Annotated in this window: 22 protein-coding genes and 1 pseudogene; 10 read left to right on the top strand and 13 right to left on the bottom strand. The window is 68.6% G+C overall.

All coding sequences use genetic code 11. The features are described 5' to 3' along the window. Positions 1-207 precede the first annotated feature (207 nt). The 9 genes from ACFV7R_RS06470 to ACFV7R_RS06430 form a co-directional block, all read right to left on the bottom strand. On the bottom strand, positions 208-318 hold the full coding sequence (locus ACFV7R_RS06470; protein WP_385260553.1) for a putative leader peptide: 111 nt from the start codon (positions 316-318) through the stop codon (positions 208-210). Between the two features lie 136 nt (positions 319-454). Then, positions 455-913 carry an RrF2 family transcriptional regulator gene (locus ACFV7R_RS06465; RefSeq protein WP_385260552.1) on the bottom strand — a complete coding sequence of 153 codons (459 nt, stop codon included), beginning with the start codon at positions 911-913 and terminating at the stop codon, positions 455-457. A 103-nt stretch (positions 914-1,016) separates the two neighbouring features. Next, positions 1,017-1,460 (bottom strand): TauD/TfdA dioxygenase family protein, encoded by a 444-nt coding sequence (locus ACFV7R_RS06460; RefSeq protein WP_385260549.1) that lies wholly within the window; start codon positions 1,458-1,460, stop codon positions 1,017-1,019. A gap of 371 nt (positions 1,461-1,831) precedes the next feature. Beyond that, positions 1,832-1,921, bottom strand: a complete 90-nt coding sequence (locus tag ACFV7R_RS06455) for a putative leader peptide (protein ID WP_385260547.1) — start codon at positions 1,919-1,921, stop codon at positions 1,832-1,834. Positions 1,922-2,044: 123 nt separating this feature from the next. Next, positions 2,045-3,274 (bottom strand): acyl-CoA dehydrogenase family protein, encoded by a 1,230-nt coding sequence (locus ACFV7R_RS06450; protein WP_385260545.1) that lies wholly within the window; start codon positions 3,272-3,274, stop codon positions 2,045-2,047. 292 nt (positions 3,275-3,566) lie between these two features. Continuing rightward, positions 3,567-5,633, bottom strand: coding sequence for an iron ABC transporter permease (locus ACFV7R_RS06445; protein ID WP_385260543.1), 2,067 nt, complete (start codon positions 5,631-5,633; stop codon positions 3,567-3,569). 3 nt (positions 5,634-5,636) lie between these two features. Continuing rightward, positions 5,637-6,623 (bottom strand): iron-siderophore ABC transporter substrate-binding protein, encoded by a 987-nt coding sequence (locus tag ACFV7R_RS06440; protein ID WP_385260542.1) that lies wholly within the window; start codon positions 6,621-6,623, stop codon positions 5,637-5,639. Further along, a complete protein-coding gene (locus ACFV7R_RS06435) occupies positions 6,620-7,450 on the bottom strand; it encodes an ABC transporter ATP-binding protein (RefSeq protein ID WP_385260601.1) in 831 nt (276 codons plus the stop codon). The genes ACFV7R_RS06440 and ACFV7R_RS06435 overlap by 4 nt, the downstream gene beginning before the upstream one ends. 146 nt (positions 7,451-7,596) lie before the next feature. After that, on the bottom strand, positions 7,597-7,950 hold the full coding sequence (locus ACFV7R_RS06430; RefSeq protein ID WP_385260539.1) for a hypothetical protein: 354 nt from the start codon (positions 7,948-7,950) through the stop codon (positions 7,597-7,599). Between ACFV7R_RS06430 and ACFV7R_RS06425 the strand changes: the two genes are divergently transcribed. The 4 genes and pseudogenes from ACFV7R_RS06425 to ACFV7R_RS06410 all read left to right on the top strand — a co-directional run bounded on the left by ACFV7R_RS06425 (position 7,945) and on the right by ACFV7R_RS06410 (position 9,422). Next, positions 7,945-8,310, top strand: a complete 366-nt coding sequence (locus tag ACFV7R_RS06425; RefSeq protein WP_385260537.1) for a hypothetical protein — start codon at positions 7,945-7,947, stop codon at positions 8,308-8,310. The two genes, ACFV7R_RS06430 and ACFV7R_RS06425, sit on opposite strands and share 6 nt — an antisense overlap. After that, positions 8,307-8,501 (top strand): annotated as a pseudogene (locus tag ACFV7R_RS06420) (nucleotidyl transferase AbiEii/AbiGii toxin family protein); the annotation flags it as partial. The gene ACFV7R_RS06425 and the pseudogene ACFV7R_RS06420, both read left to right, overlap by 4 nt. A gap of 25 nt (positions 8,502-8,526) precedes the next feature. Then, complete coding sequence (locus tag ACFV7R_RS06415; protein ID WP_385260535.1) at positions 8,527-9,198, top strand: hypothetical protein; 672 nt, start codon at positions 8,527-8,529, stop codon at positions 9,196-9,198. Between the two features lie 38 nt (positions 9,199-9,236). Next, positions 9,237-9,422 carry a hypothetical protein gene (locus ACFV7R_RS06410; RefSeq protein WP_385260532.1) on the top strand — a complete coding sequence of 62 codons (186 nt, stop codon included), beginning with the start codon at positions 9,237-9,239 and terminating at the stop codon, positions 9,420-9,422. A gap of 173 nt (positions 9,423-9,595) precedes the next feature. Here the strand turns inward: ACFV7R_RS06410 and ACFV7R_RS06405 are convergent, their stop codons facing one another. Continuing rightward, entirely contained in the window at positions 9,596-11,125 is a 1,530-nt protein-coding gene (locus tag ACFV7R_RS06405) for a helix-turn-helix domain-containing protein (RefSeq protein ID WP_385260529.1), read from the bottom strand. 470 nt (positions 11,126-11,595) lie between these two features. On the opposite strand from ACFV7R_RS06405, the gene acnA reads away from it, so the two are divergent. Then, the gene (acnA, locus tag ACFV7R_RS06400) at positions 11,596-14,313 is read left to right on the top strand and encodes an aconitate hydratase AcnA (protein WP_385260528.1); all 2,718 of its coding nucleotides are present in this window, start codon (positions 11,596-11,598) and stop codon (positions 14,311-14,313) included. Positions 14,314-14,391: 78 nt separating this feature from the next. On the opposite strand, the gene ACFV7R_RS06395 is transcribed toward acnA, so the two are convergent. From ACFV7R_RS06395 to ACFV7R_RS06385, 3 genes are all read right to left on the bottom strand, one after another. Next, on the bottom strand, positions 14,392-14,676 hold the full coding sequence (locus tag ACFV7R_RS06395) for a hypothetical protein (RefSeq protein WP_385260525.1): 285 nt from the start codon (positions 14,674-14,676) through the stop codon (positions 14,392-14,394). A 166-nt stretch (positions 14,677-14,842) separates the two neighbouring features. Then, positions 14,843-15,715: a trypsin-like serine protease gene (locus tag ACFV7R_RS06390; RefSeq protein WP_385260523.1), complete on the bottom strand. Its 873-nt coding sequence runs from the start codon at positions 15,713-15,715 to the stop codon at positions 14,843-14,845. Positions 15,716-15,958: 243 nt separating this feature from the next. Then, entirely contained in the window at positions 15,959-19,759 is a 3,801-nt protein-coding gene (locus ACFV7R_RS06385) for a GH92 family glycosyl hydrolase (protein ID WP_385260522.1), read from the bottom strand. Positions 19,760-20,110: 351 nt separating this feature from the next. Here ACFV7R_RS06385 and ngcE point away from each other — a divergent pair, with 351 nt between their 5' ends. The 5 genes from ngcE (at position 20,111) to ACFV7R_RS06360 (ending at position 26,210) form a co-directional block, all read left to right on the top strand. After that, positions 20,111-21,592 (top strand): N-acetylglucosamine/diacetylchitobiose ABC transporter substrate-binding protein, encoded by a 1,482-nt coding sequence (gene ngcE, locus ACFV7R_RS06380; protein WP_385260520.1) that lies wholly within the window; start codon positions 20,111-20,113, stop codon positions 21,590-21,592. Positions 21,593-21,708: 116 nt separating this feature from the next. Beyond that, positions 21,709-22,644 carry a carbohydrate ABC transporter permease gene (locus ACFV7R_RS06375; RefSeq protein WP_385260518.1) on the top strand — a complete coding sequence of 312 codons (936 nt, stop codon included), beginning with the start codon at positions 21,709-21,711 and terminating at the stop codon, positions 22,642-22,644. A gap of 15 nt (positions 22,645-22,659) precedes the next feature. Then, a complete protein-coding gene (locus ACFV7R_RS06370; RefSeq protein WP_385260598.1) occupies positions 22,660-23,583 on the top strand; it encodes a carbohydrate ABC transporter permease in 924 nt (307 codons plus the stop codon). Between the two features lie 182 nt (positions 23,584-23,765). After that, the gene (locus tag ACFV7R_RS06365; protein ID WP_385260516.1) at positions 23,766-24,977 is read left to right on the top strand and encodes an ROK family transcriptional regulator; all 1,212 of its coding nucleotides are present in this window, start codon (positions 23,766-23,768) and stop codon (positions 24,975-24,977) included. Positions 24,978-25,109: 132 nt separating this feature from the next. After that, entirely contained in the window at positions 25,110-26,210 is a 1,101-nt protein-coding gene (locus ACFV7R_RS06360; protein WP_385260595.1) for a sugar ABC transporter substrate-binding protein, read from the top strand. Positions 26,211-26,305 lie beyond the last annotated feature (95 nt).

The raw sequence follows: 26,305 nt of genomic DNA, 5'->3' as shown, positions 1-26,305 counted from the left end.
GCCGCAGGCGGTGAGCAGGAGGGGAAGCGCGGCTATGACGGCGAGGGTGCGCAGGGCGGTGAGCGGTCTTGCGGCAGACACGGAGGTGTCCTCTCAGAGGATGGTGATCAGGGAGGTACGAAGGCGCCGAGGGGTGTGCTCCGCCGGCAGAGGCGGGGCAGCGATGAGGCAGTGCTGGTTCTGGAGAGAGAGCCAGGTTCTGTGGCGTCAGAGGGGCCGACAGATGGCACTGGACGTACGGCCGAGGTCGATGTGCCGACGCGAGGTCAGAAGGAGCAGCAACTGGTCTGTGCGGTCGCGCGTTCCCAAGGCCGCCACCCCCACAGATCCCTAGTTTTCCTACCTGGCTGATAGGGATCGTGGCAGAAGGTGGCGCGCGCCCCAAGGGGGTGTTCGCATGATGGACGCCGCTATATCGCGGTGTGGGATCGGCAGTTGGTGGCGGCCCGGCGTGTCAGGGGTTCACCCAGGCGCTCGGAGCGTCGGTCAACGCGGATACGTCGGCGGGTAGTTGGGCCGATGCGACGTCGGCGAGCGAGACGCCCTCGAGGATCTCGCGCACGTTGGACCGCAGCGCGATCCACAGGGGGAGCAGCGACTCGGCGGGGCCGGTGTAGGACAGCTCGGGCGGGCGGACCCCACGCACCGAGACGAGCGGCCCGTCCACGACGCGGATGACGTCGGCGATGCTGATGGACTCGGCGGGCCTGGCCAGCCGGTAGCCGCCGTTGCCGCCGCGCTGGCTGACGACGAGACCGCCTCGGCGCATGTCGTTCAGGATGCTCTCGAGGAACTTGTGCGGGATGTCCTGCGCATCGGCGATGGCCTCGGCCTTCAGTGGCCCGTCGTCCCGTGACGCGGCAAGCTGCAGCGCGGCACGTACCGCGTAGTCCGCCCTGGCTGAGATCCGCATGCGCACATTATTCCGTAAGGCTTCGGCCGGTATCCGCTACCGGCGGGCCGCCGGGCGGGAGCGGAGCCCCCTGCCCGGCGGCCGCGCGTGGCGGGTGCGGTGCTCAGGCCGCGGCGGGCGTGTAGTGGGCGGCGTCGTCGCCCTCGACGACGTGGCTGAGGGTGCTGTCGACGCCGGCCGGGACGTCGCCCGCGACGGTCACCCGGTGCAGCAGGCGCGGCAGGTCGCCGTAGTCGTCGGGGGCGTAGTGCTGGGTGATGCGGTTGTCGAACAGGACGAGGTCGCCCGGCGTCCAGGCCACGCGCACGATGTTCTCCGGGCGGGTGACGTACGACTGGAAGATGCGCAGCAGGTCGCGGGAGTCGGAGGAGCCGAGGCCGACGATGCTCGTGGCGAAGCCGCCGATGAACAGCCCGCGCCCCCCGGTCTCGGGGTGGACGCGGACGACCGGGTGGGCGGTGCGGTACTTCCGGGAGACGAACCGCCTGCGGTGCTCGGCCGCCTTCTCGCTCTTCGGGGCGGCGTGGTCGTAGTCGTTGGTGTGCACCGCCCACAGCTTGTCCGCCAGTTGGCGCAGCGGTTCTGGTCGCGGAAGACGAGTGCCTTGTGTTCCAGGAGCGCGGAGTTGATCTCGGTGACGACGGCGGGGTCGAGGTCGGTGGAGAGATCCACGCCGAGGATCTCGGCGCCGATACGGCCGCCGATCCTGCGGATGTCGAAGGCGGTGCTGGTGGTCATGTGCGGGTGTTCCTTTCAGGAGGTGATCGGCGAAGCAGTTGGGCGCAAGAAAGCGGGCACCAAAAGGGGACAGAGGGCCGTCAGGAATTCCTGCGGGGAATCAGTCGTCCACGACAACAGAGGTACGGCCGTGGTGGCCGACTGCGAAAAGGAGTGGGAGAGCGGTGCCCGTCAGCCTGTTCAGCGGCCGGCGGCACAGATGGCGCTGGCCTGACGTCGCAGATCGACGTGCGGGCGGGCGGCGAGGTTCTCGGACTTGCTCACAGTCATGAGAGTTGCCGCGAGGACCGGCCAAGTCAATGTCGCCCGCGCGGGCGTCTCGTATTCTCAACCGCCCGACATGTGAGTGAAGTGCGGCGTTCACAATTGCCGGAAAACGAGGGCATCGCAGGCTCAGACAGGCAGAACGAACGGAGGGTGCGCACCGTTGAGGAAATAGTCCCCGACATCGCGGAGCCGGTGAGTGACGGGCTCGTACAGGGTGTGGGTCCGGGCATTGCGCCAGAAGCGGTCGAAGCCCAGCCGCGAGGACGCGGAGCGGGCGCCGATGACGTCGAGGGCGCGGGCGGTCGACTCCTGCGCAGCCCTGGAGGCGGCGGCTTCGGCCATGGCCACGAGGACGGAGATCTCCGCGTACTCGTCGTAGGTGAGGTCTTCGCCGCGTGCCAGCCCGCCGTGCACGGCTTCCAGTGCCTGCTCGGTGAGTGCGGAGGCGGAGCGGGTGAGGACGGTGAGTTCTCCGTAGGCGGTCAGCGCCTGCGGGTCCTGGGGAGAGCCGGCCGGCCAGGCGGGGTGCCAGGGTGAGTGGCCCGTCCTGCTGTACTCACGGGCTTCGGCGAGCACTCCCTCAGCCATGCCGAGACGGAGCTGGACCGAGAGGAGGCGCCCGATCGGCGATGCCAGTGCGCGCCGGGGCGACAGGACGTCCTCGTCCGCGGACAGGGAGCCGAGTACGTCGTCGGCGGCGACCGGTACGGCGTCGAACTCCACGCTTCCGCCGGCCGCGAGCCGCTGGCCGAAGGTGTCGGCGCCGCCGTCGACCCCCACGCCGTGACGGGCGGGATCGACGACGACGGCGAGTGGTTCGCCAGTGTCGGCCCGCACGGCCCGCACGGCGAGGCGGTCGGCGACCAGGACTCCGGTGGCGTAGCTCTGCCGGCCGTCGAGCACATGGCCGTCGGCTGTCCTGGCCAGCGTCAGAGGCGGTTCCTGACGGGCGAAACCACCGCCCCAGCACCACTGCTCGACCGCGGACTGCCGCTCGACCTGGGCGGCGAGCGAAGGCTCGGTGAAGAACCGGGCGCTCCACGACAGGAAGTAGTGACAGCCGAGCAGTTGACCGATCGCGCCGTCGGCCGCGGCGATCTCCCGGACGACGGCGTAGGCCGTGGCCCAGTCCGCGCCTCCTCCTCCGAGCTCGGCCGGTATGAGGAGCGTCAACAGACCCGACTCGCGCAGCCGGGACACCTCGTCGAACGGGACCTTGCCCGCCTGCTCCCTGGCCACCGCGTCCGTGGCCAGGTCGTCCGCCGTCTCACGGGCGACGCGCAGCCAGTGCGCACGGCCGGGCCCGGTCCGGTCGGATTCCGCGGCGGGGCCGGACGGCGCAGTGGCAACGCCCATGGTGGTGGCCTCCTCAAGGTCGGCGACATCATCCTGCGCACCCGCTGGAAAGGCCGTCAACGCTTTCCTAGTAAGTCGATAGGAAACATAGGGAAGATAACACCGAGGTCGGGCTCACCGTTCACCGCCGACCGTGGTCGCCCTCTCCAACCGGGCGCGAAATACGGCCAGATGGACCCCGACCCTCTGCAGAGGCGTCGGCGGCGGCGTGGGCGGAGCCCCGCACCAACCAGCTCGATACGGTGTCCTGCAGGTTCCCCGGCGCCGTTCAAGCGGCGGGTGGCCTTCGCGCCTACCGGCGGCCGCGCATGAGCAGATGGAGGAAGTACGGGGTGCCGATCACGGCGGTCATCAGGCCGGCGCCCAGCTGAGCCGGCGCGATCACGGTTCGGCCCGTCAGGTCCGCGGTGCAGACGAGCACCGCGCCCAGGAGCACCGCCACCGGGACCACCCGGGCATGCTGCCGGCCCACCAGGGCCCGGGCCGCATGCGGTGCCACGAGCCCCACGAAGCCGATCGTGCCCGCGGCGGCCACGGCGGTGGCGCTGAGCAGGACGCTCAGCACGAGGAAGCCCAGGCGGCCGCGTGACAGGTTGAGCCCCAGGAGTCTGGGGGTGTCCTCGTCGAGCGATATGAGGTCGAGTTCGGTCCGCCGCAGCACCGCGACGAGCACGCCCACGGTGAGCACGGCCGCGAGCGGGACGACGTCCGGCAGGGTTCGGCCGTAGGTGGAGCCCGACAGCCAGGTCAGGGCCTTCGTCGCGTTGAACGGGTCGGTGAGGACGATGAGCAGGCTGATCAGTGCGGCGGTCCCGGTGGCGACGCCGAACCCGACGAGGACGAGCCGGTTCTGCTGGAACCCGCCTCGTGCGGCGAGGCCGAAGACGACGACGGAGCTGATCGCGGCGCCCGCGAACGCCGCGCCGGCCAGGCTCCACGATCCGGCCACGGGCGCCGTCGTGACGAGGAGCACGGCGCCGAGTGCGGCTCCACCGGAGACGCCCAGGATGCCGGGTTCCGCGAGCGGATTGCGGGTCACGGCCTGGACCAGGGTCCCGGCCAGGGCGAGGGCCGCGCCGGCGAGGAGTGCCGCGAGCACCCGGGGCACCCGGGTGTCCAGGACGAAGCCGACGGTCCGTCCTGCCCTGCCCTGGGCCCAGTTGACCACGTCGCCCAGCAACAGCTTGCTGTCACCGAGCAGTACGGCGGCGATCGTCACGCCGACGACGACGGCCACCAGGACGGCCGTGGTGGTCAGGAAGACGGCCCGGCTCCGGATGCGCAGCCGTTCGGATGCGGCGGCTCCCGCGGTGTCCCGGACCCGGGTGGCCATCACGATCAGGAACACCGCGCCGACGAGGCTGGTGGCGACGCCCGTCGGTACGGCGACCGCGACGTCCGCCGGTACGACGGCGCGCAGGAGTACGTCCGAGCCGAGCACCAGCGCGGCACCGGTCAGGCCCGCGAGGGAAAGGCTCGCGCGCGCCCGGGTGAACGCACGGAATCTGCGGGCGAGGGGGCGCACGAGGGCGGGGGCGCACAGGCCGACGAAGCCGATCGGTCCGGCGAGGGTGACGGCCGCCGCGGAGAGCAGCGCCGCGAGCACGACCGCGGTGATCCGGGTGGGACGGACCGGGACGCCGAGGCCGCGGGCGGCGTCGTCACCGAGGGCCAGGGCGTCGACCCGGCGGGCGACGAGGAGCAGCCCGACGAGCCCGGCGACTGCGAGCGGCGCCATCTGCAGCACGCCGTCGAAGCCGTTCTGGGAGATGCTGCCCTGGTTCCACTGGTAGAGGCCCTCGGTCTGCTGGGGGAACAGCAGGAGGAGCCCCTCGGTGATGGCGGTGAGGCCGAGGGTGAGGGCACTGCCGGCGAGTACGAGCCGGACGGTGCCCGCGCCCAGGCCGGACAGGCCGAGCACGACGGCCGCCGCCGCGAGGCCGCCGACGAACGCGACGCCGGAGGAGGCGAACAGCGGGAGCGAGACACCGGTGACCGCGGCCAGGCCGAGGGCCAGATAGGAGCCGGCGTTCACCGCGAGGGTGTCGGGTGAGGCGAGTACGTTGCGGCTGACCGCCTGCAGGGCGGCGCCCGCCATTCCGAGGACGGCCCCGACGAGCAGCCCCGCGGCCGCCCTCGGCAGCCGGGAGGCGATGACGACGGAGGCGTCGGCGGGGTCGGCCCGGCCGGTGAGCGCCTTCCACACCTCACCGGCGCCGACGGCGGCCGTGCCCTGCGTGATGTCCACGACCGCGAGGGCCGCGACCAGCAGGGCCAGGGCGGCCGTCACCGCGGCCGCGCCCGTCCGGGACGTGGCCGCCGACGGACGGGTGGCGGGGGTCGTTGCGGTGACGGCCATCGGTTACTTCGTCAGCGCGGCGACGACGGAGTCGATGTACTGCCCCATCGACTCGGGACCGCCGAACATCCAGATGCCGTCGGGCAGCCGGTGCACGTTGCCCTTCTTCACGAACGGCAGCGAGGTCCACACCTTGTCCTTGGCCAGGGCGTCGGTGAACGGGGTGCTGCTCTTGTCGCCGTCGTTGCCGATGTAGGCGAACCGGACGTCGTCGCTCAGCTTGGTGAGTCCCTCGACGTCGGTGGTGCCGAGCCCGTAGTCCTTGTCGCCTTCGACCGTCCAGTCGTTCTTCAGGCCGAGCTGTTCGTTGACCGCGCCGATGAGCGAGCCGCTGGTGAACGGCCGGATCGAGACCTGGTTGGAGATGTCGTAGCCGTCGGCGAAGGCGTACTTGGCGCCGTCGAGACCGGCGTCCGCGAGGGCCTTCTTGCCCTCGGCGATCTTGGCGTCGAAGTCCTTCTTGATCTTCTCGGCCTGCTCGGTGGTGCCGGTGGCCTGCGCGAGGAGGTCGAGGTTCTTGTTCATCTGCCCGATCGGGTCGGCGGCGTTGGCGGACTGCACCTCCACGACCGGGGCGACCTTGCGCAGCTGCTTCACGGCGGCCGGCGGCAGGTCGGTGCTGGCGACGATGAGGTCCGGCGACAGGGCGGCGATGGTGTCCATGCTGGGCTCGCCGCGGGTGCCGATGTCCTTGGGCTCGTTCTTCAGCGGCACCGCCTGGTCCCAGGTCTGGTAGCCCTTGACGTCGGCGACGCCGACCGGGTCGACCCCCAGCGATATCAGGAGCTCGACTTCGTGCCACTCGGTTCCGACGACCTTCTTGGCCGGCCCGTCGAGTTCGACCTTCGCACCGGAGGCATCGGTGAGCGTGATGCCCTCGCCGGCCTTCTTCGCGTCGTTGCTGTCGGCGGCGGGCTCGGTCGTGCCGCAGGCGGTCAGGGCAAGGGCCGCGGCGGTGGCGGCCGCCGCGGTCATCAGGAGGCGTCTCATGAGGGTGTGGTGAGCCTTTCGCTTCGCGTGTGGTGTCGGCCGATCGCGCGGGTGCGCAGCCGGCCCGTGAGCGGGTCGGTGTCGACCTCGACGCGGATGCCGTACGTGTCGGTCAGCCGCTCCGGTGTCAGTACGTCCTGGGGGAGGCCGTCGGCGACGACCCGGCCCTTGTGGAGCAGCACGATCCGGTCGGCGACGGCCGCAGCCTGGTCGAGGTCGTGCAGGACGGCACCGACGGCGATCCCGTGCTCGTCCGCCAGGTCGCGGACGAGGTCCAACAGCTCGATCTGGTACCGCAGATCGAGATAGGTCGTCGGCTCGTCGAGCAGCAGCACACCGGTCTCCTGCGCCAGGCAGCCGGCCAGCCAGACGCGCTGGAGCTGCCCTCCGGAGAGGTGTTCGACGCCGCGCTCGGCGAGCTCCGTGACGCCCGTCATGACGAGCGCACGGTCCACCGCCGCCCGGCCGTCCGGATCCGCCCTGCCCCAGCGGCCCCGGTAGGGGTAGCGGCCGAACTCGACGACGTCCCGTACGGTCAGCCCGCTGGGGGTGGGGCGTCCTTGGGTCAACAGGGCCACATGGCGCGAGAACTCACGAGACGTCAGAGCCAGGCCGTCGATGTCGGCGTCGATGACGAGCGTGGCGGTCCGGGGCCGCTGCAGCCGCGCGAGCGTACGCAGCAGCGTCGACTTCCCGCTGCCGTTCGGACCCACCAGGACGGTCACCTCGCCGGGCCGCAGCGCCAACGAAGCGTCGTGCACGACGTCCACGCCGTCGTACGCCACGGTGACACCCGTGGCCGACAGTTCATGGCCGCGGGGACGCATGGCCGCAGAGATCTCATCACCGGCATTCACGGCAGGTAGGTTAGCCTACCCTTATAGGGTCCTGTGAAGAGGGAGGGGCGGCCAAGCGCAAGACGAAATTGCGCCAGGCTCAGAAATGCTTCGCGCCGGGGGCGGTGCATGGTGGTTCAGGAGCCGTTGCAGCGGGTCAGCACCTCGGGCAGCGCGTAGCCGGTGCCGTCGAGGAGTTGAACGCCTCCTGACGCGGTGTTCGTACCGGGGCGTCGGCTCCAGACGGCAGGTGCGCAGCGCTGCCGGTGCCGTCGAGGAGTTGAACGCCTCCTGACGCGGTGTTCGTACCGGGGCGTCGGCTCCAGACGGCAGGTGCGCAGCGCTGCCGGGGCCCTCGGGGCGCCGAAGCCGCCGTGGGGGAGGATCTCGTCGATCGCGGCGAGGCCGGCGTCGGTCAGGGCGACGTCGGCGGTGCCGGCGTTCTCCCCGATGCGCTTGTCGCCGCCTCCCACCAGCGATACTGGATGCATGGTTGCGACGACCACCGCCCCCGCGCCGAGGTGCTGCGGGACCGTTACCGCAGTCGGCTGCCCGAGCGCCTGCAGGAGCCGGCCGGCCCGGTCGAGGGCACTGTCGACCTGCCGCTGCACATCGTCTGGTCCGGGCGGACGAGCTACAGTCCGGACCGCCCGAAGTCCCGCATGACGCTCTACCGGACGGTCCTCGCCGAGGGCCTGCGCGAGGACCTGGCGGCTTTCCTTCACCACCGGCTGCCGGCCGAGCAGTGGCCCGTTCTGCGTCGCTTGGTCAGCCCCTGCATCCGCGAGGTCTGGGAGGACGCCTTCCCCGAACTGCCCCGCACTGCTCCGGCCGGCACGACCGCCGCGTGAAGCCCACCCCGCTCCACGAGCGTCTCCTTGCCGACATCCTCGACCTCGGCTCCCCCTGTCCTCTGGTTCTCACCGGCGGATACGCCGTGCAGGCCCACGGCCTGGTCGAACGCTTCAGCCGCGACCTCGACGTCGCCACCGAGAACCCCGCTCCGATGGACGAGATCGTCGCCTCCCTCACAGCCGGCCTCACGTGGCAACGAGGACGGTGACGGCTTGATCCTGTACACCACGCGTCTCTTCATCGACGGCCCGATGAGAAGGGTCCTGGAGCTCGCCGCCACGGTGCGGAACTCCGAGGGATCGCTGTTCCTCGACACGGAGCTGCGGCGTTTCATCCGGACCACGCGCGCGACCGTCGCCACGGACTGGATGTGCCCGCTCGCCACCGTGACCGCGCTGCTCGACCATGTCGCCGGTCTCTGCGCCGACGGCACAGAAGCCCCGCCCCGGGAATTCCGGCAGCTCCTGGAGCGAGCCGGCGCCGGAGCGGACGCCGCCGCGTACCTGCACTCCCTGGCGGAGAAGCTCCGCGCCCTAGAACAGGACCCGCAGGACGACTACGACGAACTCCCTTTGTCCCGCTGGGAGATCGACGTCAGATTCCCCCAGCTTTCCGGCTTCGGAGTCAACTGGGTGTACGAGGGGGAATTCGCGACCCTTGAGGAGTCCCTGGAGGCCGCGATCGATTCCGAACATCCCTACTGCGGTGAGTTCCTGGCTTCGCTCGCCGCGGAGGCCCAGTCCGCGCTGGTGCTCTTCCCGGGGGAGCGGGCCATGCAGGACAGCCTGTCCCCCGTCGTCGGCTGGGCGACCCCCCAGGCGCTGCGTGACCTGCTCCGGGCCGTCGACGACCACATGCAGCAGGAACACGTCGCACTGCCCTGACCCGAGATCCACCAGAGGTCCCGTCTGCCGTGCCGTCCGTGAACCGGTCCGCCACCTATCCCGGCCGGGAAACCGCCCAGTGGGCGCTGGCCGTCGGTGAGCTGGGCATGGAGGTTGACCCGCCCGCCCCGTACACCCCGAGCGGCTGGCTGGCCCACGTGGCCGACCGGCTCGCGCAGCCGATCGCCGAGTACGGGCCGTCGCCGCGGGCCGGGCAGGAGTAGCCCGGACTCTGCCGACACCAGGTCGACGACAAGGTGTTGTCGCAGTCCAGAGGTACCGGATCACACCGACCGTCGTCAGGCGAACAGAGCGAGGCCCCGCGACTCTCCGAGAAGAGTGACGGGGCCTCGGTCGAACGAGGACGCGTGGCATTTTCGCCGGTCTGTCCTGCTCGCTAGATGTCCCGGAAGATCTCGATCTGCGCCCCGATCGAGTTCAGCCGCTCGGCCAGATCCTCGTAACCCCGGTTGATGACATACACGTTGCGCAGCACGGACGTGCCCTCCGCCGCCATCATCGCCAGCAGGACGACGACCGCGGGGCGCAGGGCCGGTGGGCACATCATCTCGGCGGCGCGCCAGCGGGTCGGGCCCTCGACCAGGACGCGGTGCGGGTCCAGCAACTGGAGGCGGCCGCCGAGGCGGTTGAGGTCGGTCAGGTAGATCGCGCGGTTGTCGTAGACCCAGTCGTGGATGAGGGTCTTGCCCTGTGCGGAGGCCGCGATCGCCGCGAAGAACGGCACGTTGTCGATGTTCAGGCCGGGGAACGGCATCGGGTGGATCTTGTCGATCGGCGCCTCCAGCTTGGAGGGCTTGACGGTGAGGTCCACCAGTCGCGTACGGCCGTTGTCGGCGACGTACTCGGGCGTGCGGTCGTGGTCGAGGCCCATCTCCTCCAGGACCGCGAGCTCGATCTCGAGGAACTCGATCGGTACCCGACGCACCGTCAGTTCCGACTCCGTGACGACGGCGGCGGCGACCAGGCTCATCGCCTCGACCGGGTCCTCGGAGGGGGAGTAGTCGACGTCGACGTCGATGTTCGGCATGCCGTGCACGGTGAGCGTGGTGGTGCCGATGCCCTCGACCTTGACGCCGAGCGCCTCCAGGAAGAAACACAGGTCCTGGACCATGTAGTTGGAGGAGGCGTTGCGGATCGTGGTCACGCCGTCGTGGCGGGCGGCGGCCAGCAGCGCGTTCTCGGTGACCGTGTCCCCGCGCTCGGTCAGCACGATCGGGCGGTCGGGGCGGACGGAGCGGTCGACCAGGGCGTGGTACTGGCCCTCCGTCGCCGCGATGTCCAGGCCGAACCGGCGCAGCGCGATCATGTGCGGCTCGACGGTCCGGGTGCCGAGGTCGCAGCCGCCGGCGTAGGGCAGCATGAAGCGGTCCATGCGGTGCAGCAGCGGGCCGAGGAACATGATGATGGACCGGGTGCGGCGGGCCGCCTCCGCGTCGATGGAGTCGAGGTCGAGGTCGGCCGGCGGCACGATCTCCAGGTCGATGCCGTCGTTGATCCAGCGGGTGCGCACGCCGATGGAGCCGAGTACCTCCAGCAGGCGGTACACCTCCTCGATGCGGGCGACCCGACGCAGTACCGTGCGGCCCTTGTTGAGCAGTGAGGCGCACAGCAGTGCCACGCACGCGTTCTTGCTCGTCTTCACATCGATGGCCCCGGACAGCCGGCGACCGCCGACCACCCTGAGATGCATCGGGCCCGAGTAGCCCAGGGAGACGATTTCGCTGTCCAGGGCTTCACCGATACGGGCGATCATCTCAAGGCTGATGTTCTGGTTGCCGCGCTCGATGCGATTGACGGCGCTCTGGCTGGTTCCGAGCGCCTCGGCAAGCTGCGACTGTGTCCAGCCCCGGTGCTGCCGGGCGTCACGGATGAGCTTGCCGATGCGTACGAGGTAGTCGTCTGCCATGGGGTTGAGGTTATCTCAGATATGAGATGGCGCCTGTTGGGGGGTCCATTCGGGTGACGGCATGTCAACGCCGCCGCGGAGAAGGGGTTTGACGCCTTCCGAAAGGTCCGGCAAATCCACCGATGTCGTACATCGTCCTGAGTTGCATGCCTGCCCGCCTTCGGGGTTGTCCGGGCGAACCCGTCCCTCTCGGCTACCCCTGCTCGGCGTACTGAAAGGCGGAAAAAGGCGGAAAGCGGTTCGGGCGCATCGCCGCCAGAGAACATCACAGGGAGGCCGGGCATGACCATCCCGGCCTCATGTACTAGAGTTATCTCGACATCGAGATATCTGCCGAGGCGCACCGCGGCCGCACGCCCTCACCGGTCTGGCAGTAAGGGTTACCTAACTTAGCCTTACCTTAGCGGATCGGCCAAGACGGCGTGGCGGCAGGATGCGGTGGTACGCGCACATGAATGAAGGAGACTGTCGTGTCGGCGAACAGCTTCGACGCCCGCAGCACGCTGCAGGTGGGCGACGAGTCGTACGAGATCTTCCGCCTGGACAAGGTGGAGGGCTCGGCCCGGCTCCCCTACAGCCTTAAGGTCCTGCTGGAGAACCTGCTCCGCACCGAGGACGGCGCGAACATCACCGCCGACCACATTCGCGCCCTCGGCGGCTGGGACTCGCAGGCCCAGCCCTCGCAGGAGATCCAGTTCACGCCGGCCCGCGTCATCATGCAGGACTTCACCGGCGTTCCCTGTGTCGTCGACCTCGCCACCATGCGCGAGGCCGTCAAGGAGCTCGGCGGCGACCCGGCGAAGATCAACCCGCTGGCCCCGGCCGAGCTGGTCATCGACCACTCCGTCATCGCCGACAAGTTCGGCACCAACGACGCCTTCCAGCAGAACGTCGAGCTGGAGTACGGCCGCAACAAGGAGCGCTACCAGTTCCTGCGCTGGGGCCAGACCGCCTTCGACGAGTTCAAGGTCGTCCCGCCCGGCACCGGCATCGTCCACCAGGTCAACATCGAGCACCTGGCCCGTGTCGTCATGGTCCGCGACGGCAAGGCCTACCCCGACACCCTGGTCGGCACCGACTCGCACACCACGATGGTCAACGGCCTCGGCGTCCTCGGCTGGGGCGTCGGCGGCATCGAGGCCGAGGCCGCGATGCTCGGCCAGCCGGTCTCGATGCTCATCCCGCGCGTCGTCGGCTTCAAGCTGACCGGCGAGCTGAAGCCCGGCACCACCGCCACCGACCTGGTGCTGACCATCACCGAGATGCTCCGCAAGCACGGCGTGGTCGGCAAGTTCGTCGAGTTCTACGGCGAGGGTGTGGCCGCCACGAGCCTCGCCAACCGCGCCACCATCGGCAACATGTCGCCGGAGTTCGGCTCCACCGCCGCGATCTTCCCGATCGACGACGAGACCCTGAACTACCTGCGCCTGACCGGCCGCTCCGAGCAGCAGGTCGCGCTCGTCGAGGCGTACGCCAAGACGCAGGGCATCTGGCTGGACCCGGCCGCCGAGCCGGACTTCTCCGAGAAGCTGGAGCTCGACCTCTCCACGGTCGTCCCGTCCATCGCCGGCCCGAAGCGCCCGCAGGACCGCATCGTCCTCGCCAACGCGGCCGAGCAGTTCAAGCAGGACGTCCGCAACTACGTCAGCGACGAGTACGAGGCCAGCAAGGAGTCCTTCCCCAGCTCCGACGCGCCCTCCTCGATCCCGAACGGCGCCCCGTCCAACCCGGTCACCGTGACCGCCCCCGACGGCTCGGCCTACACGCTGGACCACGGCGCCGTGACGGTCGCCGCCATCACCTCCTGCACCAACACCTCCAACCCGTACGTCATGGTCGCCGCCGCCCTGGTGGCCAAGAAGGCGGTCGAGAAGGGCCTGACCCGCAAGCCCTGGGTCAAGACCACCCTCGCCCCGGGTTCGAAGGTCGTCACCGACTACTTCGACAAGGCGGGCCTGACCCCGTACCTCGACAAGGTCGGCTTCAACCTCGTCGGCTACGGCTGCACCACCTGCATCGGCAACTCCGGCCCGCTGCCGGAGGAGGTCTCCAAGGCCGTCAACGACCACGACCTCGCCGTCACCTCGGTCCTCTCCGGCAACCGCAACTTCGAGGGCCGCATCAACCCCGACGTCAAGATGAACTACCTGGCGTCCCCGCCGCTGGTCGTCGCCTACGCGATCGCCGGCTCCATGAAGGTGGACATCACCAAGGACGCCCTGGGCACGGACCAGGACGGCAAGCCGGTCTACCTGTCCGACATCTGGCCGACCGAGGCCGAGGTCAACGACGTCGTGGCGAACGCCATCGGCGAGGACATGTTCAACAAGTCCTACTCCGACGTCTTCGCCGGCGACGCCCAGTGGCAGGCGCTGCCGATCCCGACCGGCAACACCTTCGAGTGGGACCCGGAGTCGACGTACGTTCGCAAGCCCCCGTACTTCGAGGGCATGACGATGGAGACCACCCCGGTCTCCGACATCTCGGGCGCACGCGTCCTCGCCAAGCTGGGCGACTCGGTCACCACCGACCACATCTCCCCGGCCGGTGCCATCAAGGCCGACACCCCGGCCGGCACGTACCTCACCGAGCACGGCGTCCAGCGTCGTGACTTCAACAGCTACGGCTCCCGCCGCGGCAACCACGAGGTCATGATCCGCGGTACGTTCGCCAACATCCGCCTGCGCAACCAGATCGCGCCGGGCACCGAGGGCGGCTACACCCGCGACTTCACCCAGGACGGCGGCCCGGTCTCCTTCATCTACGACGCCTCGCAGAACTACCAGGCCGCCGGCATCCCGCTGGTCGTCCTGGCCGGCAAGGAGTACGGCTCCGGTTCGTCCCGCGACTGGGCGGCCAAGGGCACCGCACTCCTGGGCGTCAAGGCCGTCATCGCCGAGTCGTACGAGCGCATCCACCGCTCCAACCTCATCGGCATGGGCGTCCTGCCGCTGCAGTTCCCGGAGGGCCGGTCCGCCGAGTCCCTCGGTCTGACCGGCGAGGAGACCTTCTCCATCTCCGGCGTCACCGAGCTCAACGAGGGCACCACGCCGCGCACGGTCAAGGTCACCACCGACACGGGCGTCGAGTTCGACGCGGTCGTCCGCATCGACACCCCCGGTGAGGCCGACTACTACCGCAACGGCGGCATCATGCAGTACGTGCTGCGCAGCCTGATCCGCAAGTAACGGATCCTGTACGGCAGTTGGGCCGCACCCCCGGCGACGGGGATGCGGCCCTTCGCCGTACCTCGGGTGTCTGTCCTCTCACAAGCCGGTCATCGAGGCCAGAAAACGCAGCGCCTGAGCGTCGTCCTCCGCATTTCCATTCGTTCGGATGTGGGGGTGCTCCGCATCGAACGCGGCCACCGCGCGGCAGGCGGCCTCTGCCTCGACGGCGGCTGCCGCGAGGTCTTCCGGAGACCGCCGTCCTTCCGCAACGTAACTTCGCATGTTCAGCAGATCTTGCAAGGCCTTGTCTCTCCCGCGGGCCAACTGTCTGCGCTGTTCGACCAGGACGGTGCGGTCGTCCGCTTCATGGGGTGAAGTCACCGCACCAGCCTCCCATGAGGGCCGTCGGACATCGGCGGGAATCACGAGACCGGCGATCGGCGGGCGACGGGTGTTCGACGGTGGTCGGCGGTGAGGAACGGGTGTTCCTCTGTGGTCCCGAACGGGCCGGCCCAGTACCGGCCCGTTCGGGCAGAAGGCCCCAGAACTACGGAAGCTTCACGAAGGGCGACAGGAACGCGCGAGCGCCCGAGGTGTCCAGACGGTACGTCACGTTCGTCGCGTAGCAGGGTGTGTCACCCGTGATCGTGGTGGCGGCCAGGACGTTCCGGCCTCCGATCACCGCGAAGTTGGGGCCGCCCGAATCGCCGTAACAGGCACCGCCGTTGTCCTGCGGCGCGGTCATCGCAAGGCGGACCCAGGTGTCGTTGAGGGCGTCGAAAGTGACGGGTGCCTTCATCCGAACGCCGCCGCCGGGGTGGGTCTGGCCGCCGGGGCCGTTCACCGCCTCCTGGGTGCCGTACCCGGCGACGAACCAGTCGGTCGAGTTCAGCCCCTGCGGGCCCAGCGCGTCGAGCTGGCCGGCCTTCGGCAGTGTCGCCGGCGTGAAGGACCAGCGGGCCTTCATCTGCGCGGCGGGCAGTTCGATCACCGAGATGTCGTGCGTGTCGGAGGCGGGCCCGGGGAAGTCGGGGTGGCTGTGGGCGGTGCCCCGGACGGCTACGGCGCCCGCCTGGGCTGCCGGGTTGCCCGGATACTTCTTGGCGGCGGCGTCGAGTCCGGACTGCACGTCCTGGTCCAGCGAGACGTGGAACTTCACGTTGTCCGGCCAGTCGGTGGTGCAGTGCGCGGCCGTCAGGAACGTGTCCGCGTCGATCATGGTGCCGGAACAGACCCAGTCGACCCGGTCCGGGGTCGCCGGGTTGTCGTCGTGGTCCCACGTCGCGACGAGCGCGCCGACCTCGGTGCGTTCGGGGGCGGGCGTCGCGTTGTAGGAGTTGATGGCCGAGGACGGCAGCGCGGTGGTGAGCACGGCCGCACAGGCCGCCACGGTGACGGCGGTGGCGCGTATGGCTGACAAGAGACCTACCTCTTCTGCAGGTGTGAGCAGGCGTTCTCCTGTGGGAGGTGGGCCAAGTGAAGCGCCTGGGACGGACTGCGGCAAGAGCGTGACCGACCCCCGCGCCGGCCGACCGCGTGACTCGAACTCGGTCCCGCGCGAGCCGTTTGCGCCCTGTCGGGACGGGTGAGGCCGCCCCTTGTCCGACCCGAGCGGACCCGGTGGGCGTGGGCCGACGTCCACCGGGTCCGCTCAACTCCTCGCTCAGGAGAGCAGTTCCACCTCCGACACGGTCCCCTCGCCGTCCAGGACCAGGCGGTACTTCTCGTACGGACCCGGTGACCCCACGGAGAACGCGCGGGTCTGTCTGTCCCAGGTGAAGGACTCCCCGGAGCGCTTGTCCAGGGTCCGCCATGTGGTCCCGTCGGACGAGCCCTGGAGGGTCCAGCCGGTCGGGGCCTTCGTGCGGTCGGCCGACGACGTCAGCGTGTACTGCACGGCCCGGGCGCGCCCGGACACCGGCAGCTCCACGGACGTCACGCTCGCATCCGTCGCGGACGTGTTGTCGAACAGGGGGCCCGCGCCCCGGAGCACGTCCGTGCGGGGCGTCGGCACCTTGTCGCCCTGGGTGATCGACACGGGCGCGGCGTTCTGGCCCGTGCCCCACTTCGAGGGCTTCGGGCCCATGTCGAAGTCCAGGACTCCGCCCTTCGCGAGCAGCGAGTGGGGGAGTGAAGTCGACGACCAGGTACGGCCGTTGACCTTCAGGCCCTGGACGTATACGTTCTTCGCGCTGTTCTTCGGGGCCCGGACCACCAGGTCCCGGCCGTTCTCCAGATGGACGGTGGCCTTGGTGAACAGCGGGGAGCCGACCGCGTACTCGCCGCTGCCCATCACCAGGGGGTAGAAGCCGAGGGCGGAGAAGAGGAACCAGGCCGACTGCTCGCCGTTGTCCTCGTCGCCGTGGTAGCCCTGGCCGATCTCGCTGCCGGTGTAGAGCCGGGACAGCACCTCACGGACGTTTCTCTGCGCCTTCCAGGGCTGTCCGGCCGCGTCGTACATGTAGATGGCGTGGTGGGCGACCTGGTTGGAGTGCCCGTACATGCCCATCCGGACGTCCCGCGCCTCCGTCATCTCATGGATCACGCCGCCGTACGAGCCGACGAACTCCGGCGACGCCGTCTCGGGCGTGCTGAAGTACTCGTCCAGCTTCTCCGCGAGCCCGGACCGGCCGCCGTACAGGTTGGCCAGGCCCCGGCTGTCCTGCGGGGCGGTGAAGGCGTAGCCCCAGCCGTTGGTCTCGGTGTAGTCGTAGCCCCACACGCGCGGGTCGTACCTCGAGGACTCCACACGCCAGTTGCCCCGGTCGTCCCTGCCCTGGAAGAAACCGGCCTCGGAGTCGAAGAGGTTCACGTACTCCTGGGCGCGGTCGAGGAAGTAGGCGGACTCCTCCTTGTAGCGCTTCTCGCCGGTCTCCCGGTACAGGGCCTGGCCCATCTGCGCGATGCCGTAGTCGTTGAGGTAGCCCTCCAGCGCCCACGACAGACCCTCGTGCGTGTCGGTGCTGGTGTAGCCGAGGAAGGGTGAGGTCGCCATGCCCTTGCGGCCCACGCCCGACGACGGCGGCACCACCGTCGCGTTCTTCACCGCCGCGTCGTACGCCGCCTTCGCGTCGAAGTCGACTCCCTTGACGTACGCGTCCGCGAAGGCGACGTCCGAGGACGTGCCGGTCATCAGGTCGGCGTACCCCGGCGAGGACCAGCGCGAGGTCCAGCCACCGTCCTTGTACTGCTGCACGAACCCGTCGACCATCTCGCCCGCCTGGGAGGGCGTCAGCAGCGAGTACGCCGGCCAGGTCGTCCGGTACGTGTCCCAGAAACCGTTGTTGACGTACACCTTGCCGTCCACGATCTTCGCGCCGGTGTGCGTCGGGGTGTCGGGGCCCGGCATCGGTGAGAACGGGGAGGCGTACCGGTACTTCGAACCGACCTTCTCGAAGCCGGAGTTGGGGTACAGGTACAGCCGGTACAGGCTGGAGTACAGCGTCGTCAGCTGGTCCGGCGTCGCGCCCTCGACCTCGACCTTGCCGAGCAGCCGGTCCCACTGCCGCTGGGCGCGGTCCTTGACCTCCTCGAAGGAGGTGCCGTCCGGGATCTCCTGGCGCAGGTTGTCCCTGGCCTGGTCGACGCTGATGAGGGAGGTCGCGAGCCGCAGTGTGACGGTTCGGTCGTCGGCCTTGAACCGCAGGTACCCCTTGACCCCGCTCGACGCCCCGTCCGTCACCGGCTTGTCGAACACGCCGTAGACGAAGAGGCGGGTCGCGCCCGTCGACAGCCCGGACTTCACGTCGGAGTAGCCGGTGACGATCCCGTTCTCCTTGTCGAGCGTGAGGCCCGCCTGGTCCGTCACGTTGTCGAAGAGCACGCTCGCGTCGTCGCCGGGGTAGGTGAAGCGGAGCACCGCCGCGTGGTCGGTCGGCGCCATCTCGGCCTTCAGCCCGTTCTCGAACCGTACGCCGTAGTAGTACGGCCGCGCGGTCTCGTTCTCGTGCCGGAAGGCCAGCTCCCGGGCCTCACGGCCGTTGTCCGGGGTTCCGGCGGCGGCGGACGGCATCACCTGGAAGGTCTGCCGGTCACCCATCCAGGGGCTGGGTTCATGGCTGGCGCTGAACGCCTGGATCGTCGGCAGGTTGTCCGCGTTGTTCGCACGTGCATAGTCGTACAGCCAGCTCAGCGAGCCCGAGTTGGTCACCGGCGTCCAGAAGTTGAAGCCGTGCGGCACTGCGGTCGCCGGGAAGTTGTTGCCGCGCGAGAAACCGCCGCTGGAGTGGGTGCCGCGGGTGGTGACGGCGTAGTCCGACAGATGTGCCTTCGGCTTCTCGGGGGCCCTGACCTTCAGGGACACGTCGTCGACCCAGCCCCGGAACTTCGCCGGGCCCGCGGGGGAGTCGTACGCCACCAGGATCCGGTCGACGGTCCTGCCCGCCGCGACCGAACCGATCCGCGAGACGACGTTGTTCCACTGGTTGACGTACAGCACCTTGGCGGCGCCCTGCCCTCGCGGGGACAGCGCGAAGCCGTGCTGGTCGGTGGCGCCCAGGTCGCTCAGGTGGGTGCCGTCGGTGAACGCCAGGTCCACCGAGACGTTGGTGGCGTCGTAGTCGCGGTCGCCGTCCGCCATCGACGGGAAGATGCGGTACGCGAGTTCGGTGTCGTGGCCGACGGCCACGTCGACGTCGAAGACCTTGTTGTACGAGTACGCCCGCCCGTCCGCGGTGTGCCGGCCGGCGTAGCGCAGCGCCCGCTTGCCGGTGAAGCCCGCGCCCGCCTTCGCGGTGGGCGAGCCGCTCGGGCCGCGGTCGACCAGGGAGAGCATGTCCTGCGGTACGGGGCCGTCGTCGCCGCCCGTGGAGAACTGCACGTCCGCGAGCTGGAGGATGTCGCCGCCGTGGTTCTTGCTGACATCGAGCCGGTAGTGCCGGTACTCGACGGCGGCGGTCTCGGCGATGTCGTACGTCCTGGTCTGGAAGCGTTCCGGGAAGGACTCGCCGGTGCGGGTGTCGAGGGTCTTCCAGTCCTTGCCGTCGGTGGAGCCCTGCAGGGTCCAGTCCGCGGGGTCGCGTTCGTCGTGGTCGTTGGCCGAAGTGAGCGCGTATCTAGTGATTTTGATTGGTTTGTCCAGGTCGAACTCGACCCAGCCGGTGGGCTCGAACGTCAGCCACTTGGTGCTCGGCTCCGTGTCGACGAGGTTCTCCTTCACCTCGCCGGCACCGGAGTTCTCGCCGCTCGCCCGTACGTCGGTGACATGGTCGGTCACATTGCCCGGAATGCCGCTGCTGTACCCGCCGTCGACGCCCGCGGCACGCTTACTGCCGTCCGGTGCGGTGTCGACGGTGTTGAGCCAGTCCGGGGCCGGCTCCCCGGCCTCGAACGAGGATGTGAACTCCCGGTCGGCGGTGGGTGCTTCCGGCAGTGCGACTGCCACACCCTGTGAGCCCACGGTCAAAGCGAAGGCGGTCGCCGTCACGACCGCCGGACCCCATCTGTGCCGAACTCTGTGCTGCATGAGCGAGCACCCTCCCTGCGCGCTGGACAACGTTGTCAACTTCCGTGCGCAAGGTCCAGTAGTGGCTCAAGTTGTCAGTGCTGTCAAGGGTGTTGGCTGTGGCATTCGGGCTCAATGTCGCGGATTTTTCCGGCAAGGCGCACACAGGCAGCTCATATTTCCGCGAGGTCTCAACTCGGAAAAGCCGACGGCCAACCTTGCATTCGATCTTGCCCCGTTGGCGGGAAGTGGACTATACCTGTCGGCGATTCAAGGGATCCGCACTTCCTGCACGAACCTGTTTGACCCCACCGCGGTGCCGGGGAGGATCCGGTTCACCGCCTGAGTCCTGGAGAAGGCGAGGACTTGAGCATGGGATCCACTTCCGCCGAGAACACCGAGAACGCCCGGAACGCCCAGAACGCCGACCACGACGGTGCCGGAGGGGTCGGCCGCCGCGCACTGATCAAGCGGTCCGCCGCGCTCGGCCTGGTCTCCGTCCCTGCGATGAGCTTCCTGTCCGCGTGTGCCAGCGGCGGTGGGGGCGAGGACACGGGCGAGGACACCAAGGGCAAGACGTCCAAGGACAATCCCTTCGGAGTGAAGAAGGGCAGCAAGCTCGACGTCGTCATCTTCAAGGGCGGTTACGGCGACGACTACGCCAAGGCCTGGGAGGCCGCCTTCCAGAAGAAGTGGGGGGTCACCTCCACCCACACCGGCACCCAGGAGATCACCGGCAAGCTCCAGCCCCGCTTCAACGCGGGCAACCCGCCGGACATCGTCGACAACTCGGGCGCCCAGAAGATCAAGATCGACGTCCTCCACAAGAACGGCCAGCTCCTCGACCTCGCCGAGGTCCTCGACGCCCCGTCGGTCGACGATCCGGGCAAGAAGGTCCGCGACACCGTCATCCCCGGCACGCTCGACCCGGGCCTGCAGGAGGGCAAGGTCGTCGCCCTCAACTACATCTACACGGTGTGGGGCCTGTGGTACTCCGGCAAGCTCTTCCAGGACAAGGGCTGGGAGGAGCCCCAGACCTGGGACGACTTCCTCGCCATCTGCAAGGACGCCAAGTCCCAGGGCATCGGCGGCCTCGCCCACCAGGGCAAGTACCCGTACTACATCAACGTCGCCATCATGGACCTGATCGCCAAGAAGGGCGGTCTGGACGCCATGAAGGCGATCGACAACCTCGACCCCAAGGCGTTCGTCGGCTCCGACGCGGCGCAGGCGGCCGTCGAGGCGGTCTACGAGGTCGTCGAGAAGGGCTACTTGATGCCCGGTACCAACGGCCTGACCCACACCGAGTCGCAGACCCGGTGGAACCAGTACAAGGCCGCGTTCATCACCAGCGGTTCCTGGCTGGAGAACGAGCAGCTGAAGCAGACGCCGTCCGACTTCGACATGAAGTTCCTGCCGATGCCGCTGCTGCCGGACAGCGTGATGCCGTTCGAGGCGATCCGGGCCGGCTCCGGTGAGCCGTTCATCATCCCGGCCAAGGCGAAGAACCTGCCGGCGGCCAAGGAGTTCATGCGGCTGATGCTCTCCCGGGAGTGGTCGACGCTGTTCGCCAAGGAGGCGAACTCGCTGACGATCCTTCAGGACGGCGTCGACCCCAGCGTCCAGTTGCGGCCGGGAACGCAGTCCACCGTCGAGGCGTCCAAGGCGGCCGGGGACAACACCTTCCGGTACCTGTACACCGAGTGGTACAGCGAGATGGACACGGCGATTCAGAACGCGTCCAACGAACTGATGGCGAAGCGGATTCAGCCGAAGGAGTGGCTGAAGCGGGCGCAGGCTGCGGTGGACAAGGCTGCTGAGGATCCGGCGTCGAAGAAGAACCGTCGGGAGTAGTTTCCGGGAAGCGCCGTAGGGGTGCGGTGGATTGCGGGCTGCGGGCTGCGGGTCGTGGGTGGCTTGTCGCGCAGTTCCCCGCGCCCCTTTGGATCGGGACAGCAGGGGCAGGTTCAATGCGCAAGGGGCAGTACCGGTTCGTCGCGGGGTTTCTCCTCGTTCCCGTGGCGCTTTATCTGATCTTCGTGATCTGGCCGTACATCCAGACGTTCGGGTATTCGCTGACCGACTGGAAGGGGCAGTCGCAGACCTTCAGTTTTGTCGGACTGGACAACTACACAGCGCTGTTCCAGGACGACATCTTCATGGACGCCATCTGGCACAACATCCTGTTCCTGGTGTTCATCCCGGTGATCACCATTCTGCTCGCCCTGTTCTTCGCCTTCATGCTGAACGCGGGCGGGCGCAGCCGGGCCGGTGGGGTCACGGGGGTTGCCGGGTCCAAGTTCTACAAAATCATCTACTTCTTCCCGCAGGTGCTGTCGCTGGCGATCATGGCCGTGCTCTTTGGCGCGGTCTACCGCAGTGACAGCGGCGGCATGCTCAACGGTTTCCTCGTCAAACTGGGGCTGGTCGACGCGAACGACCCCGTCGAGTGGCTCAACGAGCCGAACATGGTGCTCTGGGCGCTGATCCTGGTCGTCGTATGGCACGGTGTCGGTTTCTATCTCGTGCTGTTCTCCGCCGCCATGCAGTCGATCCCGAAGGACATCTACGAGGCCGCCCTCATCGACGGCGCCGGCCGCGCCCAGTCCTTCTTCCGCATCACGCTGCCGTTGCTGTGGGACTCCGTGCAGACCGCGTGGGTCTACCTGGGCATTGTCGCGATGGACATGTTCATCCTGGTGTCCACCATGACCACGCCCGGCGGCGAGTTCGGCGGCGGCCCGGACCACGCCAGCGAGGTCATGTCGACCGTGATGATGCGCAACTTCCTGATCTACGGGAAGAGCGGCTACGCCTGCGCCATGGGCGTGGTCATGCTCCTCCTCACCCTGATCCTGTCCGTGGTCATGCTGCGCGCCACCCGCCGCGAGCGCGTCGAGTTCTGAGCGGGAGAAACAATGATGAGCGCACCCATCAAGGAGACCGCGGCCATCCCTGACCAGCGGTCCGTGGACAAGCGTCCGGCGCGGGCCGGCGAGCGGCGCGGCGAGGGCGTCGTCCTGAACGCCTTCTCGCACGGCTTCCTGGCCGTGTGGGCCCTGTTGATCGTCCTGCCGCTGCTGTGGCTGGTGCTCAGCTCCTTCAAGACCGACGCCCAGATCGCGGGCTCGGCCTTCGGCTGGCCGGACAACTGGTCCTTCGACGTGTTCACGCGCGCGTGGGAGAAGGGCATCGGGGACTACTTCCTCAACACGGTCATCGTGCTCGCCTTCTCGGTGCCGCTGACCATGCTGTTCGGCTCCATGGCCGCGTACGTGCTGGCACGCTACGAGTTCTGGGGCAACCGCCTGCTGTACTACTTCTTCGTCGCGGGCGCCATGTTCCCTGTGTTCCTGGCCCTCGTCCCGCTGTTCTTCATGGTGAAGCGGCTGGACATGCTGAACACCTACCAGGGCCTGATCCTGGTGTACGTCGCCTACTCGATGCCGTTCACGGTGTTCTTCATGCATGCCTTCTTCCGGACCCTGCCCACGGCGGTGTTCGAGGCGTCGATCCTCGACGGGGCCTCGCACACCCGGACCTTCTTCCAGGTCATGCTGCCGATGGCCAAGCCCGGTCTGATCAGCGTGGGGATCTTCAACACGCTCGGTCAGTGGAACCAGTTCATCCTGCCGACGGTTCTCATGCAGCCGCAGAGCGGCGACGATCCCGAGCGCTATGTCCTCACCCAGGGTCTGATCCAGCTCCAGCAGCAGCAGGGATACGCCACCGACCTGCCCGTGCTGTTCGCAGGCGTGACGATTGCGATGATCCCGATGCTGGTGGTCTATCTGTCCTTCCAGCGCCAGGTGCAGGCGGGTCTGACCTCGGCGACCCTGAAGTAGCGTTCCGTAACCGATTGCGCGCACACCGCTTCCGCACCGGGGAGCGGTGTGCGTGCTGTGCGCGCGACCCCGGAAATTGTTCAACCTCTTGACGGGACGCGCCCTGTACGGCTCAGCTTAGAGTTCACTAGTTGGACATAGACGGGGCCTCGTCGAGGCGGTCCCGTGCGCAGGAGGTCGTCGTGGAGACTCCGGGGTCGCAGTCGTCGCTGCACCGAGCCAACCTGGAGCGGGTCGTACGAGCCGTGCGGCTGGCGGGATCCCTCACCCAGGCGGAGATCGCCAGGACGACCGGACTGTCCGCGGCGACGGTCTCCAACATCGTCCGGGAGCTCAAGGACGGCGGAAAGGTCGAGGTCACGCCCACCTCGGCAGGTGGCCGGCGGGCCCGCAGCGTCTCGCTCAGCGGTGACGCCGGGATTGTCATCGGGGTGGACTTCGGGCACACGCATTTGCGCGTCGCGGTCGGGAACCTCGCCCATCAGGTGCTGGCCGAGGAGTCCGAGCCGCTGGACGTGGACGCCTCCGCGGCGCAGGGCTTCGACCGGGCGGAAGTGCTGGTCGACCGGCTGATCGCGGCGACCGGAGTGGACCGGGCCAAGATCGCCGGGGTGGGCCTCGGCGTCCCCGGCCCGATCGACGTGGAGTCCGGGACGCTGGGCTCGACCGCCATCCTGCCCGGCTGGACCGGCGCCAAGCCCGCCGAGGAGCTGCGGGGGCGGCTCGGCGTGCCGGTGCACGTGGACAACGACGCCAACCTGGGCGCCCTGGGCGAGCTGGTCTGGGGCAGCGGCAAGGGCGTGCGGGACCTGGCGTACATCAAGGTCTCCAGCGGTGTCGGCGCCGGCCTGGTGATCGACGGGAAGATCTACCGGGGTCCCGGCGGCACCGCAGGTGAGATCGGGCATATCACCCTCGATGAATCCGGGCCCGTCTGCCGTTGCGGAAACCGCGGCTGCCTGGAGACCTTCGCGGCCGCGCGCTATGTGCTCCCGCTCCTCCAGCCCAGTCACGGCACCGACTTGACCATGGAAGGGGTCGTACGGCTGGCGCGGGACGGCGACCCGGGCTGCCGTCGGGTGATCGCCGACGTCGGCCGTCACGTCGGCATGGGAGTCGCCAATCTCTGCAACCTGCTGAACCCGAGCCGCGTGGTGCTGGGCGGTGATCTCGCGGAGGCCGGTGAGCTGGTGCTCGGGTCGATCAGGGAGTCCGTCGGCCGCTACGCCATCCCGAGCGCCGCGCGTCAACTCTCCATTCTTCCCGGGGCACTTGGGGGCCGTGCGGAGGTGCTCGGAGCGCTCGCCCTCGCACTCAGCGAGATGGGTGATTCGACCCTTTTGGACGGAAGTGCGGCCGGTGTGCTGAGGGCTGCGGCACCCGCCTTCACTTAGAGAACGGATGGCACCGTTGCCAACCCGTTAAGGATTTACTTCTTGACGTCGCACGTGCGGCCGAGTTGACTTCCAGCCACCTCGGCCGCAACGTCGCGGCCTCGTCAGGGAGGTTATGAAGTGAACACGCGTATGCGTCGTGCCGCAGTTGCCATTGCCGCGGGTGCGATGGCCGTTTCTCTCGCCGCCTGTGGCAGCGCTGAGGAAGCGGGCGGCGGCGACAACGACTCCACCGGCTCCGCCGCCAAGGGCGACGACATCAAGGTCGGCCTCCTCCTTCCGGAGAACCAGACCGCGCGCTACGAGAAGTTCGACCGGCCTCTGATCGAGCAGAAGATCAAGGAGCTGACGAACAACAAGGCGGAGATCCAGTACAACAACGCCAAGCAGGACGCCAACCTGCAGGCGCAGCAGGTCGACACCATGATCACCAACAAGGTGGACGTGCTGATCCTGGACGCGGTGGACGCCAAGGCCATCAAGAACTCCGTGCAGAAGGCCGTCGACGCCGGCATCGAGGTCGTCGCCTACGACCGCCTGGCCGAGGGCCCGATCAGCGCCTACACCTCGTTCGACAACGTCCAGGTCGGCAAGACCCAGGGCGAGGCCCTCCTGGAGGCGCTCGGCGACAAGGCCAAGGGCGGCCAGATCGTCATGATGAACGGCTCCGTCACCGACCCGAACGCCGCCCAGTTCAAGGAGGGCGCGCACTCCGTCCTCGACGGCAAGGTGAAGGTCGGCAAGGAGTACGACACCAAGGAGTGGAAGCCGGAGAACGCCAACTCCAACATGGAGGCGGCCATCTCCGCGCTCGGCAAGAACAAGATCGTCGGTGTCTACTCCGCCAACGACGGCATGGCGGGCGGCATCATCACCGCCCTGAAGTCGGCCGGCATCGAGGTCCCGGTCACCGGCCAGGACGCCGAACTCGCCGGCGTCCAGCGCATCGTCACCGGTGAGCAGTACATGAGCGTCTACAAGCCGTACGCCCCCGAGGCCGCGGCCGCCGCCGAGATGGCCGTTGCGCTCGCCAAGGGCGAGTCCCTGGACTCCATCGCCAAGGACAAGGTCTCCAGCGGCAGCGCCAAGGATGTTCCGTCGGTTCTGGTCCCGGTCACCTCGCTGACCAAGGACAACATCAACGACACCGTCATCAAGGACGGCGTCTACACGGTCGACGAGATCTGCACCGGCAAGTACAAGTCGGCCTGCGCCAAGATCGGTCTGAAGTAAGCAGCCGCAAGTCCCTTTGAAGTACGGGAATCACCCAGGAACTCGTCCTGGGATTCCCGTACGGGACTGCAGTTCTCCAGGCTCCTCCGGCGCCC

This window comes from Streptomyces sp. NPDC059866 (assembly GCF_042731325.1).
GTDB lineage: Bacteria > Actinomycetota > Actinomycetes > Streptomycetales > Streptomycetaceae > Streptomyces > Streptomyces flavusporus.
This window is presented reverse-complemented; position numbering and strand designations above follow the sequence as displayed.